13 protein-coding genes and 1 tRNA gene are annotated in these 14,652 nt (G+C 42.1%); 6 read left to right on the forward strand and 8 right to left on the reverse strand.

Going from position 1 to position 14,652, the window contains the following annotated elements; translation table 11 throughout:
- Nucleotides 1–46: 46 nt before the first annotated feature.
- The 7 genes from L0660_RS12645 to L0660_RS12675 all read right to left on the reverse strand — a co-directional run bounded on the left by L0660_RS12645 (nucleotide 47) and on the right by L0660_RS12675 (nucleotide 6,335).
- Entirely contained in the window at nucleotides 47–271 is a 225-nt protein-coding gene (locus tag L0660_RS12645) for a hypothetical protein (protein WP_026632206.1), read from the reverse strand.
- A 40-nt stretch (nucleotides 272–311) separates the two neighbouring features.
- Nucleotides 312–1,229, reverse strand: coding sequence for a DUF4835 family protein (locus L0660_RS12650; protein ID WP_235159796.1), 918 nt, complete (start codon nucleotides 1,227–1,229; stop codon nucleotides 312–314).
- The gene (coaBC, locus tag L0660_RS12655; protein ID WP_235159797.1) at nucleotides 1,226–2,434 is read right to left on the reverse strand and encodes a bifunctional phosphopantothenoylcysteine decarboxylase/phosphopantothenate--cysteine ligase CoaBC; all 1,209 of its coding nucleotides are present in this window, start codon (nucleotides 2,432–2,434) and stop codon (nucleotides 1,226–1,228) included. The genes L0660_RS12650 and coaBC overlap by 4 nt, the downstream gene beginning before the upstream one ends.
- 142 nt (nucleotides 2,435–2,576) lie before the next feature.
- Nucleotides 2,577–2,888: a DNA-directed RNA polymerase subunit omega gene (locus tag L0660_RS12660; RefSeq protein WP_026632203.1), complete on the reverse strand. Its 312-nt coding sequence runs from the start codon at nucleotides 2,886–2,888 to the stop codon at nucleotides 2,577–2,579.
- Between the two features lie 43 nt (nucleotides 2,889–2,931).
- Nucleotides 2,932–3,855, reverse strand: a complete 924-nt coding sequence (locus L0660_RS12665; RefSeq protein ID WP_233796744.1) for an outer membrane protein assembly factor BamD — start codon at nucleotides 3,853–3,855, stop codon at nucleotides 2,932–2,934.
- A gap of 75 nt (nucleotides 3,856–3,930) precedes the next feature.
- On the reverse strand, nucleotides 3,931–4,545 hold the full coding sequence (locus L0660_RS12670) for a T9SS type A sorting domain-containing protein (RefSeq protein ID WP_235159798.1): 615 nt from the start codon (nucleotides 4,543–4,545) through the stop codon (nucleotides 3,931–3,933).
- Between the two features lie 179 nt (nucleotides 4,546–4,724).
- A complete protein-coding gene (locus L0660_RS12675; protein WP_235159799.1) occupies nucleotides 4,725–6,335 on the reverse strand; it encodes an OstA-like protein in 1,611 nt (536 codons plus the stop codon).
- Nucleotides 6,336–6,445: 110 nt separating this feature from the next.
- Between L0660_RS12675 and tilS the strand changes: the two genes are divergently transcribed.
- From tilS to L0660_RS12705, 6 genes are all read left to right on the forward strand, one after another.
- Complete coding sequence (gene tilS, locus L0660_RS12680; RefSeq protein WP_255712324.1) at nucleotides 6,446–7,780, forward strand: tRNA lysidine(34) synthetase TilS; 1,335 nt, start codon at nucleotides 6,446–6,448, stop codon at nucleotides 7,778–7,780.
- A 357-nt stretch (nucleotides 7,781–8,137) separates the two neighbouring features.
- On the forward strand, nucleotides 8,138–8,407 hold the full coding sequence (locus L0660_RS12685; protein WP_235159801.1) for a hypothetical protein: 270 nt from the start codon (nucleotides 8,138–8,140) through the stop codon (nucleotides 8,405–8,407).
- An 85-nt stretch (nucleotides 8,408–8,492) separates the two neighbouring features.
- A tRNA-Ser gene (locus L0660_RS12690) sits at nucleotides 8,493–8,577 on the forward strand.
- Nucleotides 8,578–8,826: 249 nt separating this feature from the next.
- The gene (locus tag L0660_RS12695; protein WP_235159802.1) at nucleotides 8,827–10,047 is read left to right on the forward strand and encodes a site-specific integrase; all 1,221 of its coding nucleotides are present in this window, start codon (nucleotides 8,827–8,829) and stop codon (nucleotides 10,045–10,047) included.
- A gap of 154 nt (nucleotides 10,048–10,201) precedes the next feature.
- Nucleotides 10,202–11,398 carry an IS256 family transposase gene (locus L0660_RS12700; protein WP_235159803.1) on the forward strand — a complete coding sequence of 399 codons (1,197 nt, stop codon included), beginning with the start codon at nucleotides 10,202–10,204 and terminating at the stop codon, nucleotides 11,396–11,398.
- Nucleotides 11,399–11,660: 262 nt separating this feature from the next.
- Nucleotides 11,661–12,392 (forward strand): hypothetical protein, encoded by a 732-nt coding sequence (locus L0660_RS12705; protein ID WP_235159804.1) that lies wholly within the window; start codon nucleotides 11,661–11,663, stop codon nucleotides 12,390–12,392.
- A gap of 695 nt (nucleotides 12,393–13,087) precedes the next feature.
- Here the strand turns inward: L0660_RS12705 and L0660_RS12710 are convergent.
- Complete coding sequence (locus tag L0660_RS12710) at nucleotides 13,088–14,542, reverse strand: hypothetical protein (RefSeq protein ID WP_235159805.1); 1,455 nt, start codon at nucleotides 14,540–14,542, stop codon at nucleotides 13,088–13,090.
- Nucleotides 14,543–14,652 lie beyond the last annotated feature (110 nt).

Below are 14,652 nucleotides of genomic sequence, written 5' to 3' on the forward strand. Positions count from 1 at the left end.
ATCAACAATTAGGAAATATAACCATTCGCGGCCTGGTTTTGCCTGCTCATTTCGAGTTGGCATCATAAACGATCTCGTAAAGCGATGGCAATGGAATGAGATGCGTGTGATTACGCGGGTCCCGGATCAGCAAACTTTCGTTTGTAAAAGATTCAAGTTTGCCAAAATGCGTGTTCCCATTATTCAAAACTGCGTTGATTTCTATTTTAAGCAACTTTTCGAGTGAAGCAAAAATGTCTTTGGAAGAGATGCGTATCAATCTTTTACTCATAAGAAATCACAGAAACGATTTGAAGGGGAAGTGCGATGGTTTATAAGGAGAGACGTTGATATAATTGCGTTTTGCTAGGATCCAGCCCTACCAGAAGCGTATAAGCTTTCGCACGTTCCTCGGGCTGCGCCTCTATCAGGATCCGGTAAAGCTCATCGGATTTTGAATCGAAAAAAGAGTTAATCACCACACTGGCAGGCCTTAACTGGTTGACTTCCTTGGCCGTATTGAGCACTTCCAGCACTTTTGCGCGGGTCTCCGCCGGATTCTGAGTGGCAACGTCGAGCCCAAGCCGGTAGTATTTATACATGCCTTCCCGGAACGGCGTGAACTGCTGGCTCATCAGGTTTTCTACAAGCCAGTAACGATTGCGCGAGTCACCATTGGAATCCCAGCCGCGTTTATTAGGGGAGGAGTTGCGAGCCTGATTCACAAGATTAAAAGCCTTCTGAACATAAGGCGCCCCGCCGAGTTTGCTGAAAGAATCGTAGTCAAATATCAACGCTACATTCGCGTAAAAGGCCAGAATGTAGGGAAGCTCTTCGGTGTAGTTATTTTCGTTAAAATAAAGGGGCGTGTTGGGTAAGTAACTGAAGGTGAAATTTTTATCAACATAAGTGAAAAGCACTGTCTCGTAATTTGAATTGTAAACAGGCCTTGATACAACCAACTGTGCATTCCCTTCATAGGCGCCCTGATTGAGTGAGCGCGTCAGGTTCACATTGAGCTTGCATTTGATTTTTTCCTCTTTGCCAAACTCATCATTAGTCCAGCGTGTATTATTCAAAAAATCATTCATATAAGTTTGAAGCTGCGCCATAGACTGTGGATCAGTCTTTTGCTGTGCTACCAGCTGCTCGTAATTAAGATTCACCGAGAACTGGAACTCCTGCGCCAGCGATTGTGCAGAATGCGTGCAGGCGACCAGTAAGAGCAACCAAACCCAAATATTTTTCATGCTTCACTCCATTTATTTAAGACAATGTCCAGGATGTCCTGTGCCACTTCATCTTTATTTTTAAGATCGAAATGTTTCACATTTTTCCCTTTGTCAATAACGGTTATTTTGTTGGTATCGTGTGCAAAGCCAGCACCCGGATCATTCAGTGAATTCAGAATGATGAAGTCAAAGTTCTTGCGCAGTAACTTGTCCACTGCATATTCCATTTCATTCTCTGTCTCCAATGCAAAGCCGATCAGCAACTGGTTTTCCTTTTTGGTTTTTCCCAATGTCCCTGCAATATCCTGCGTTTTAACCAGATCCAGGGTCATTTCCTGGCCTTGCTTTTTAATCTTATGCTCGGCTATAACCTTTGTCGTGTAGTCAGCAACGGCAGCAGCAAATATAACCACGTCGCTTTCTTCAAAATGTTGGGCAGTGGATTTATACATTTCATTTGCGCTCTGTACATTGACGCGCTTGACCGTCGGTTCGGGCACCGGCAGGCTGGTAGGCCCGCTCACAAGCGTAACTTGTGCTCCCGCGGATGCAAAGGCCGCTGCAATTGCATAACCCATTTTCCCCGACGAGCGGTTGCTGATGTAGCGAACCGGATCAATTGCCTCTACGGTGGGGCCGGCAGTAATTAGCACGCGCTTTCCGGAAGCGATGGGTTTTCTTGCAAAAAAGCTGCCTAAAACTTTTATGATTGCCTCTGGCTCGGCAAGACGACCGTCCCCAATCAAACCACTGGCCAACTCACCATGTTCTGGCTCGATGAAGTGATTTCCAAAGCGAAGTAATGTATCAATGTTATGCTTCGTGGACGGATGCTGATACATATCCACGTCCATGGCGGGCGCAAAGAAAACAGGACAGCGTGCTGACAAATAAACGGCCGTCAACAGATCATCACAGTTGCCGGTGGCGCATTTTGCAAGCGTCCGCGCCGTCGCCGGGGCAACGATGATCGCATCCGCCCAGAGTCCAAGCTCCACGTGGTTGTTCCATGTTCCGTCCTGACGGTCCGTAAATACGCTTAATACAGGTTTTTTAGATAAAACAGATAAGGTAAGCGGGGTAATAAATTCCTTTGCCGACTCTGTCATAACCACTTGAACATCAGATCCGACTTTTACCAAAAGCCGGACAAGAAGGGCAGATTTATATGCGGCAATGCTGCCTGAGACGGCAACGAGTATCTTTTTACCTTTAAGATTCAAACTTCAATCGCTTTGGGTGGTCAATTCGGAAGGACTCCTGTAAGGCATAAAGTTACAGAGATAAGTGTAACATTTAAAGCCTGTAAATGAAAAGCCAGCCGCAAAACAGTTTTTGCGGCTGGCTCTTGAATGAAATCAATTTTTATTCTTCCGTTGTATCGCGGTAAGCGTGATAAGTTTTTCCTTCGATGAATTCATCTATTGAAATGCTTCCTGCTTTTGGCATACGCTCGTAAAATTTGGAAATTTCAATTTGCTCCCTGTTTTCAAACACTTCTTCCAGGTTGTCTACGCCAGAAGCAAATTCAGCAAGCTTATTGTTAAGCTCTTCTTTCATCTTGCTCGAAATCTGACGGGCTCTTTTGGAGATTACAGAAACTGATTCGTATAGGTTACCAGTTACGTCTGCGATCTTATCGGTATCCCGGGTAATGATTGATGGATTGGTTGCCATACTTATGGTGATATTAGTTAAAATTAAAATCTAAATGAAAGAACTACTGTCCTTTCGGTTCTGTAATGGCCGGCGTTGTTACTTTGGTCGGCTTGTTGGCTGGATCGGGCTGCGTTTCAAGTTGTTTTTGACGTTCCACTTCGGCTTTTGCAATCACATCGATTTGCTTTTGGCTTTCGTCAAACATTCTTTCCGCATCACGGTTATATTTTCCTGTCGGATATTTATCGATCAGCTCCTGATAAAACTTCAAGACGTCCTGATAACGCTCCTTTTGCTTCGAACTAAAACTGTTGGTGGCAAGATTGTACTGTGATTCCACCTTCAAAAACGCAAGTTCCTCATTGTATTTCGAATCTGGAAAATCCTTACGGAAGTTCTCAATCGATATTACGGCAGACTTCATCGACATTGCATTGAAATCGCTGATCTTGTGATATAAGCGGGCTCTTTCATATGCTTTGCGTTCAAGCTTTGCGCGCAGCTCCAAAATATAACGCGTACATTCTTCGCGGAAAGGGCTTTCAGGATATGCATTGATAAAATCCTGCATGGCCGAAATCGCGGTAAATGTACTGGTCTGGTCTAGGTTGTACGGCGACGAATCCTTATACAGAGAAAAAGCATGCATATACAATGCTTCCTGTGCGTAATCGCTTCGTGCGTAGGTATCAAAGAACTTTTTGAACAAAAACTGACTCGTATTGTACTGCCCCTGCTGGTACTGGGTATACGCATAGTAAAACTGCGCCAACTCGGATTCTGTACTTCCTTTTAACAACGGAATGAGTTCTTCAAAAAGTAGGCCGGAACGATAAAAATCCCCCTTTTTGTAATAAGACATCGCGGCATCATACTTTTGCTGATCCGTACCAGTCTTTTGTAACTTCGAGAACTTACTGCAAGAAGTAATTACAAGGACCGCAATAAAAAGCAAGAAATAGCTTGCTGGACTGTTTTTTCGCATATTAGGTGCAAAGGTAATAAAAAAAGCTACATCATTCATAACGAATGCGTAGCTGATATAGTGTTAAAAATTAGCCTATTGCTGATGGCGTACAAGCATTTTTTTAGTGGCTACTTTTTGACCGTCCAGTGACAATTGATAGAAATAAAGCCCTGTCGGCATATCTTTCGTATTGACACGCAGCTTTCTGTCATTTCTGTTCAGGGGCAGCTCAGCCATTTGAGAACCAAGCACGTTGTAGATAATCAGTTTCGCGTCACGAATGTTGGCAGTGATGTTATAGTCAAGATCTGCATATTCGCTGGCTGGATTCGGATAAATGTTTGATACTGAAATCTTATCGTTGGCATATAGTTGCTCTTCCACTTTCAGCTGCGCTTCCATCTCAGGTTGTCTTCTGTTTGAAGATCTCTCCACGATTTCGGCAGTAGCGACGCCTGTGCTTTCAGAAGCATTGGGAGAAGCGAACAAGAAAGAACGATAGAAACTGTTCAGCGCTTTTGGATTTTGCAAAGACAGTAATTTGTAGCTTGAACCCGTTGCCAAACCTGAAAATTTGATGTTTTCGCTGGCAGCAGGGTTCTTCTTGTTGACCATGTTCAAACGGCTGCCGTTCGAGACGGATTGTGCGTTTAAACCCTGTAAGGTCAACGTTAGTGTTATTATTAAGTAAAGTATATTTCTTTTCATAGCGTCATCTTGGAATACTTTTGACTAATATTTTATAATATTTTAGTAAAAAAGTACATTACAAAAATATAGAGAAACAATTGTATATTCAAAATATATTGTGTGAACGGACATCTTTATTTTGGAATCTAAAAAATCATGCCTGCTTAAATAAAATGAAGCTTGTCTCGATATATTTTTTACAACTCTTTCCAAATCGTCTTATTCTTGGTTGGTTTCTCTGAAATTCGCCAATTAAACCCGTCCAACTGTCGTTCCGGAGCCTTTATTTTCGAGGGTGGAATGAGCCTGCCGTCCGGTTTCCCCACAAATGAGATTTTATGTACACGATTGTCGGTAAAAAGCAGATTCATTTTTCCACATTCAACCCGGTTCAAGCCGATGCTTTTTTGCTCATCATCCACCGCATAGTAGGCACTTTCGCCGTTTCCATCCACCAGAACCTGTTTTAATTTGCTCCCGCTTTCAAAAAAAGCATTGATCGTGCGTCCTTTCACCTGGTTAAACTGCTTGACTAAGGTATCCTCTGTAATCACAAAAGATTTGCCTTTCAGCAGCATCCGGTTGATCTCATTGTTGACTAAAAAAGCAGTAATCGAATCGGCCTCCATTTGATAATGCTGGTCACTCCATAAAATCGGTTTCCGGAAAAATCGGATAATCGAATCGGCTGTATTGTAAGTGATCGAATCGCATTTGCCCTGGAAATCGCTTTTATATATAAAAACGTTTTTATTTCCGATCAGCTTCCTTGTGCTATCCCTCTGATTTTCATATGAATACAGTGTATCCGCACGAATGTAAAGAGTGTCGTCGGAAACTACATTTCTGACATATGCATGACCGAATATTTTGGAATAGCCCTCTTTTTTCCAGTAATATCCTTCGTCACCATTCAAGACCGTTTTATCCTTTTTGGCGACGATCACCACATTACCTTTTCCGCGACCATTGTTGGTTTTACCGTCCACTTCCAGCGAGTCAGCGGTGAGTGTATACGTTTCATTGTCTACCATCGTCCGCTTCTGAAATGAGGACTCGGCAGACTCCGTATTGTAGCGACCCCTGGTTCCGTTTACCGTGCCGTCTTTATTCGTGATTTTAGTAACACCATTAAAATCCGACCACTTCGTCAACGAGTTATACAGCAGTGTATCCGTCGTAAGCACATACTTTTTGTTGACCAGTTTTACACTTTTATAATAAGTGAACTCCTTTGTTCGCGTATTATAAAAACCCTCTTTACTCGTCAGCACATTTTCCTCATCGACAGTCCGGCCAGGCGTTTTATAATTGGCAATGCCATTGGCCATATCGTATTCGATTTTGCGGGTCGTTAGGGTGCGTTTGCTATCTTTCAAAACCGTCTTTTTACCGCTTACAATAGCGAGTCGCGTGTTGCCAAAATAGTAAAGCGTATCGCCTGTCACTGTAACCGTATCACCCTGTATGATCTTAACATTCCCGAAAGCTTCGATCACATTCGTATTAATATTCTGGATCGCGAGATTGCTGTGCAAGAATGCTCCTTTGTGCTTAAAAACGCCATTTTTGACCCGGCGGGAGTCAACTCCGTTTTCATTCACAATTTCCAGCTCGTCGGACTTTATAATTTCAACAAGATCCTCACTCTGAACTGGCTGAGGTTTTGGTAAAGCTCTCTGGGCCAACAGGTAATGTGAAAAAAACATCAAAACAAAGAACGTCAAACGAAACATATTACCTTTGATATTGATGACGCGCAAAAGTTTAAAAGGGTTGCAGTTCGCGATGTATTTTTTTTTATTCATGTTGCCATTCTTTCTTTTACCTTTGAAATCAGTGCCTTCTGGCGAGTCTGGTAAAAGACTATTCATGTCTTATATACGCCAAAACTACATCAATTACGTTTCTTAGGTTCATGTTGGATGCTTTTTTAACTTTTATTAACCAACACAAGCTGGATCTCGAAAAACAGCCATGCTTATTGACTGTGAGTGGGGGAGTAGACTCAGTTGTAATGCTTCATCTGTTTCACAAAGCCGGTTTTCCCGTTGGCATCGCACATTGTAACTTCGGGTTAAGAGGCGAAGAGTCTGATGGAGATGAAGAGTTTGTTGAGCAGCTTGCCCAAGCATACGGTTTTCCATTTTTTGCCAAACATTTTGATGTAAAGTCCTTTGCAAAGGAAAAGGGCATTTCCACGCAGATGGCTGCACGCGACCTGCGTTACCAATGGTTTGAAATGCTAAGAACCACCAACGGCTACACACACATTGCCACCGCCCACCACGCAAATGATTCACTGGAAACAACCCTTTTAAATCTCACCCGCGGAACAGGTTTATCGGGCCTACACGGCATTTCAGGTATCAACAATCATCTCATCCGCCCATTGCTCCTGGCCACCAAAGAGCAAATTCTGACCTACGCGCAAGAGAACGCGCTAACATGGAGAGAGGACCGCTCGAACGCTTCGGACGACTACAAAAGAAACCTGATCAGGCACAAGGTTGTGCCCGTTTTGCAGCAGCTAAATCCGTCATTGGAAGCCACCTTCATTCACTCCTCCGCAAAACTGTCAAGTGCAGATCGGTTGCTGAAAGAAATGCTGGACGAATGGGCGAAAGGGGTTGTTGTGAAGGAGGGGGAGCAGGTGAGGATTAGTAAGGCCAAGATTGTTTTGGAGAGCGAGCCGGGGTATAGGTTATGGCATATTTTGCAGGATTATGGATTCGCTTATTTGCAAGTAGAGAAAATTGTTGAGGGATTGAATGGAATGCCGGGAAAACTGTTCGAATCCGCATCTTATACATTGCTGATAGATCGAAAAGATCTAATCCTTAAAAATCGGGTTATTGCAGCGTCTGATGACGAGATCAAAATAGAAGAAAGTCAATCCGAAGTTAATTTTGCCGGACGATTGATCTCGCTATACAAGAAGAGCCGCAATTCAAACGATGAGCTTCCTAGTAACAAAAGCATAGTTTCCATCAATTATGACAAATTGGTTTTTCCTTTAAAAATTAGAAAATGGGAAGTAGGAGATTCGTTCCGACCACTGGGCATGAATGGCGCGCGAAAAAAGTTAAGTGATCTTTTCATCGATTCGAAGATGGATAGATTTGCAAAGGAACAGGTGCTGGTACTTTTGAATGGCAATGGGGAAGTTATTTGGGTGGTAGGAGTGAGGTTAGACGAGCGGTACAAGGTTCATGGACGTACAGCGCATATCTTGCAGGTAGTAGTGAGCTAGAATAGCTCTCTGTTCTTGACTTAGCAAAAAACATCCAGGAGACACAGTGTGTTTTATATCAGCTAATGTTCATGACTTTGGGGATAGAGAAGGCAATAATCTGCATCCTTATCTGCAAAATGAGACTGAACAGCTTGGACTGGATGTAAGATATTTTCGATCTCTGAATCATTTCAATGGGGTTCACGCAAACCACCTAAATTTTCTTGACGAGCAATGGGTTAGCACTAACATTGACTGGGAATTTTTAAATTTGTCGGTATTGGAAGGGGTCCGCGGAATCATTGCGGTTATTACTTTGAAACCTTTGAAAGAAATATTGTCAGGTACTATAAGGGTATATTGAATTATGACCCCTTGCAAGCTAAATATGATCAATCCATTTCAATGTTCAATGTTGGTTGCAAAGCAACCGATGAATTTGATGTGTGGATGAGCTTAGGCGGTACAGCTATCGTCGAATATTTATTGGATGATGAGCATTACAACTTTGTATCAGTTCAATTCCACACAGAGGTCAATGTCCGGATAAGAGACAAAATAATAATTAGTTATGAAGCTAACTATGATGACGAGAACTCAGGATTGTCAATTGAAGGTGCGTGTGAGATTTTATATTTTGCATAGGCCTAGTTTTTTTTTAACATGAGCTATTGCGCATAAAGATTTTGTTTTTACCTTTGCACCACGTTTCGCACACGGCGAAGTATTTAGAGAGATGGCAGAGTGGTCGATTGCGACGGTCTTGAAAACCGTTGACTGTAACAGGTCCGGGGGTTCGAATCCCTCTCTCTCTGCAGGACATGATGTCAAAACATTCAAAAACCCCGTTTAAACGCTTTAAACGGGGTTTTTGATTTTTACGGACTACCAAAATATTCAAAAATTCCCAATGTTTTTTGACGCCGATCGTGGAACTCCATAAGTCTCACGAAATGACGCACAAAAAAGCCATTAACTAGCTGGTTAGTAAGGTGTTCACTAGATGAACATCTTGCGTTTCAATAGTAACAATTCGATTTTTGTTCATCTTAAACATTTTTACCATGTTAGAAACAAGCTTCGGGTTGAACTTCTTTTTGAAGACCCCACGCAATGAAAGTCCAGACGGTACCAGGCACATTTATATGCGCATCACCGTAAATCGCCAACCCAGGGATATTGCTACGAAAAGAGTATGGCACCCGTCCAAATGGAATATCCGCGCCGGAAGAGCCACAGGAAACAAGGAAGATTCTAAAGAATTAAACAGTTACCTGGACTCCCTCAGTGCAAAAGTTTTTCAGGCTAAAAAAGCTCTGCTGGAAGCGGACAAAGAAGTCACTGCCGATGCACTCAAGAATATGCTCCTCGGAAAAGAAGGGGACAAAAGGACGATCCTGAAGATTTTCAAGGAGCATAATGATCAAATCGCGGCATTGATCGGGGCTGATTTTGCGCCAGGTACACTTGAACGATATGAGACTTCTCTCAAACATACGCGGGAGTACATCAAGTGGAAATACAATGAAGACGATTTTGATATCAAAAAATTGGACTTCGAATTCATCTCCCAATTTGAATTTTGGTTCAAAGCAAAAAAGAAGATTAGTCATAATACTACAATGAAGTATTTGGCCAACTTCAAAAAGATCGTTCTTCTTTGTGTTAAGAGAGGTTGGCTCACGCGTGACCCATTTTATGCTTTTAAGTTCTCGAAGAGAGAAGTTGATAGGGAGGCGTTAACCGAAAGCGAGTTGAAGAAGGTTTGGGAAAAGGATATGGGCGACGGGCGTCTATCATATGTGAAAGATATCTTTCTTTTTTGCTGCTACACTGGACTTGCATATGCCGATGTCTACAAATTGAAACGCACAGAAATAGTCGAAGGAATTGACGGCGGGAAGTGGATCACCACTAAACGGCAGAAGACGGACACGCCTTCAAGAATTCCACTGTTACCACTAGCATTGGAAATTATGGAGAAGTATGAAGACCATCCGCAGTGTGAAAATGAGAACAGGGTGTTGCCGGTGCTTTCTAATCAGAAAATGAATGCCTACTTGAAGGAAATTGCGGATTTGTGTGGGATTCAGAAGAATGTTACTTTCCACCTGGCTCGGCATACTTTTGCGACTACCGTCACTCTTACTAACGGCGTGCCGATTGAGAGTGTGTCAAAAATGCTGGGACATCGGAATATTAAGACTACTCAGCAGTATGCGAAGATTGTTGATAGAAAGATTAGTGATGATATGGCGAGGTTAAAGGATATACTAACGAAATAGTGTCAATAGGGCTTTTTAGCAAAGACTTAGCTGATCCAAGAAGGCATGCGAGATCGTGCCTCTCCGATCAGCTAAGGACACTATCTCAAAATCTGTGTAAAGTTTAAATCGGGGTTTGTAACTCCGATTTTTTACTTTTAACAAAACACAGTTTATGAGACCAGAAGATTTGTTGACTGATGAGTTTTTAAAGCAGTTCAAGAGCCGCGACACGCTCAATGACTTTCTTGGCCAGTTACAGAAACGGGGCATTGAGAAAATGCTGGAAGGCGAACTGGATGGGCATTTGGGATACGATAAACACGAGCAGTCGCCCAACGGCAATTCCCGTAATGGCTATGGAAAAAAGAGGGTTAAAACCAGCTATGGCGAGTCGGAAATACGAATGCCTCGCGACCGGGACGCCAGTTTTAATCCCATGATTATTCCCAAGCGGGAAAATATGGTAGACGGAATCGAAGAGGTAATTGTGTCTCTGTATGCCAAAGGAATGAGCGTTGCTGACATCGAAGACCAGATCAGGGATGTTTACAATTTTGAGGTTTCGACATCAACTATCAGTCGTATCACTTCCCGGATAGCAGAAGACATCGTTAGTTGGCAGAACCGGCCTTTGGAGCCCGTTTATTTGATTGTGTGGATGGACGGTATTGTCTTCAAAGTGCGCGAAAACAGCAAGGTAGTCAACAAGACAGTGTACATCGCTGTTGGGCTTAAACGCGATGGTTATAAGGAAATCTTAGGCATGTGGCTTGGCAAAAATGAGTCTGCCGCCTACTGGATGAGTGTTCTGACAGATATGAAAGCCCGAGGGTTACAAGATATTCTGATCACGGCAACAGACAATCTCAACGGCTTCACCCAAACAATCCGGTCTGTTTTTCCTGAATCGGCCACCCAGATTTGCGTAGTCCACCAGATCCGGAACAGTTGCCGGTATGTGGTCTGGAAAGATAAAAAGGAGTTCAGCCGCGATTTAAAAGACATTTACGGTGCTCCCACGCGACAGGCGGCCTTAGCTGCCCTGGATAGCCTTGAACTGAAATGGAACAGCAAATATTCCTATGCCATCAAAAGCTGGCGCGAAAACTGGGATGAGCTGACTGTCTTCTTTGATTTTCCATTAGAGATTCGCCAGATTATATACACCACAAATCTCATAGAGAACCTAAATGGGAAAATAAGAAAGTACACGAAGAACAAACTGTCATTTCCGACTGATGAAGCAGTGATGAAATCGGTATATCTAGCCTTAAGAGAGGCTTCGAAAAAATGGACCATGCCGATCCGAAACTGGGGGATGATCCTGAATCAATTTTTGACTATTTTTGAAAACAGGGTCAGGCTGTAAGCTTTGCCCAACCCCGATTGAAAAGTTTACACAGTTAATGCGATAGTCCCCAGCTAAGTTATTAATTGTGTCTTGTGATAGAGGTTTTTATTAAAAGTTTAATTCTCCTTGTTTTCTTGATAAGTCCATAGGGATACGTTTGGTCCGTAATTAGCCGCCTCAAAATCGGTCTTACTCAAGATCCCGCCTTCTTAAAAACTTGTTAATTACGTTACAGTTTGACGAATAATAACTACATTGTTCAGGCCCTTATCTTAAAAACATGTCATTATCCGCAACACAATTAAATTTCGAACTTCGTGATTTGTACCTACAAAAACTTTCGAAAATCTACACTACCATTCGCACGCATGCAGTTGATTCTCAATTGAAAAATCTGCACGGTCCATTTTTGATAGAAGTACAACCGGAGTATCTCGAAGCGTCGAAAAAGATTATGTTTGTGGGAATGGAAACACATGGATGGAGAAAGTGTGATTTGGGTGAAGACTTAATGATCTCCTATCAGAAGGTCATGGAATGCCACCGGGAATTTATGTCACAAGAAAAGCCTATTAATTCTCCCTTCTGGTGGTTTATGAGAGACCTGAATGCCGTATACCAGCAATCGGATCTGCGAAAAACTGTGCTTTGGACTAATTTGTCGAAAATTGACGTTGGCAAGAGCCGACCTACTGGCCAGCTGTTTAATAATACGATGGCAGGTTTTATTGACTTGTTGGTAGAAGAGATTGATCTGTTAAAGCCGGCAATTGTGGTTATCATGACTTCAAGTCCTAATTATCGGTGGCATCTAGGTGAACATTTAGGGCTAACCACAGGTTTGGCGCGGCGAGAAGAGCTTATGCCAAGGTTACTTTATCGATGGACTGCAGATAAACTCCCTACGAACACTTTCCAAATCTGCCATCCTAATAGCCTTCGTTTCCGGAAAGGCGGTTTCAAGCAAAATGCAGAAGTAATTATCGGGAAGATAAGAGAACTTGCCATTTAGGTATTGTAACTACACCCTTTAAACTAAGTTGTCTCACAATATGAATTTGCTTCAAGCCCAAAAAAATCAGCCATAATAAGACGATAAGGCAATCGGCGAACTTTTCAAAACTCGCTTGATGCTTTATTTAAAAGGAGGATAGCTATTGACCAACCCATTCTATGCATTTAAATTTTCGAAGAAGGAAACTAACTGCTAGATTTTTCAGTGAAAGTGATAGACCATTGATCGTTGATTTAATGTGTATTCTATTCAACGTATTCGCTTTCAACCGCAGCAGATTGTATTCGGTTCTTTGTTACAAAGCCGGAATGTGAACCTTACAATCAGTTAAATAGATGCTATCTCACTCCCATCATATAATCTATCTTATGTCTAATCTTCGCTCTGCGATTTTAATGACATCCTCTTGAAAAAGGCTAGTAAATTCCAAGTCATTTAATATCAAAATTTCCAAGGTCAATGTTTTTTTATCCAGTAATAGTAGCCTAGTATATCCTTCTGAGGCCTTCTCAGAGGAAGCAAGCGTTCCGCGGTTGCTAAAGCACCAATATCGTTTAACATTTGTCTATAATAGTTAGGGTTGTATTTTCGATTGGTCTCTTTAAATATTCTGTCAATCTGCGCACGCATTTCGATATCAAGCCTTTCAATAGTTTTTTTGATTTTTCATTTGTCTTTTTTGAAAACTTTGGTTATAATCTTCCAATCCTAAGTTTAGCGGTGCTCAGAAGTAAATCTGGAAATAATGGGTGATACTTGTTTTGATTTACAAGGAAAAATTCCAAGGTTAAATCAAGCCTTCCAAGAAGTAGCAAGACGGTGAAGCCATCGGAAGCATTCTCGCCTTCGATATGGCTTTCGACTAAACCGATGGGGTCAACATTCCCAAGCATCGTAGAAAAATATGTTGGGGCATTCTTGTTAATCTCTTTCTGTATCTTTTTATAGAGGCTTTCTAAATCTAATTGGAGATCTTGCTCAAGTGCTGTATTCGACTGTAGTTGATTGTCAAAATTGCTGTTTTTGATAAACTGGAATGTGACGGTGCCATTGTCAGGAATAGGGTCGCCTTCTTTCCGACCTGGATCTACAACATTCTTGAGCTGAGCGACAATATAGCCTTGACTTAGCCACGCCTGTTTTTGAGTGTGAGTCGGGCTGTTAAAATCGTTTCCCCAAAACACGCTATATTTAAAAGCAACCCCTGGCAATCCCCCTTTGCCCATCAGTCCCACTTGGATGTTTAATTCGTGGATAGAAACCGTGACTGTTTCCTCATGCGTTGAAGCGGCTGTGGACAAAATTCGTTGAATGGGAAAGTATTTCTGGTTTGGGTCAAGGGGTTTACACTTCTTGAAAACATTTTTTTTGAGTCTGCCTCTAGTCTTGGGATTGAGGTTGTGAAACTTGCCGTCCATCTCCTTGAATGGTATGGCAATTGAGGAGAACAAAAGCATCTCTGTACGGAAAGGTTCTTGTGGGAAGTTTGGATAAAGGACCGTATTGAGTGATTGGATGAGTTTGCAATACTCAAAATAGGCTACATCTTCGTTGTGATAGTTAGCATGAAGCTCCTGATTAATTAAAAGCTCAATAGGCTTCTCGGATATCATTTTATTCCTTGATCCGCCCGGGATAGGAAAGTATTTTATTGCCTCACCTGCTTCATTAGCCTTAAATATGAGGTAGTTTAAAGTGTATACCGCCCGGTTGTCATAGATAGTAAAATCAGATGGCTTCCAGAAGCTCGCGAGCTTCGATAAGGATGAAATAACTCTGAACAAACCAGAACTGAGGGGTTTAAGTGTTGAGATCCGGACATAAAACTCATTAATCTTAACTACGTTTTGTGCGTTTTCTTTTTCGCTCGTTTTAAAGGCTCTTATTCCACCCCATTCTCTAATAATCCAGAACAATAACGGATAATGCAACGGTTTGGTGGCCAGTTGCCGCTCAACTGTGTACTTGAGAAGCCTATTTTGCTCGAAAGCAGTATCTGCAGAGAGTAACAAATTCTGCTCCTCAGTTGCGAATAAGCCCGAGCTACGACCGATCAAATTCTCAATTTTCCAGGTGTAAATATTCACTAGCTCGTCTACTGGAAGGGTGTTGCGAGCAATTTTTGCCAACGTTTCAATAGGACCCATTTGATAATGATAGATTAGACCACAAAACTAAGTATAATATTTAAATATCAAGTGTTTTTGTAAATATGAGTATATTTATGTGTCTTGTGTATTTAAAGAGCACTCGAATT

It is taken from the genome of Dyadobacter sp. CY351, assembly GCF_021502625.1.
Classification (GTDB): Bacteria; Bacteroidota; Bacteroidia; order Cytophagales; family Spirosomataceae; genus Dyadobacter; species Dyadobacter chenhuakuii.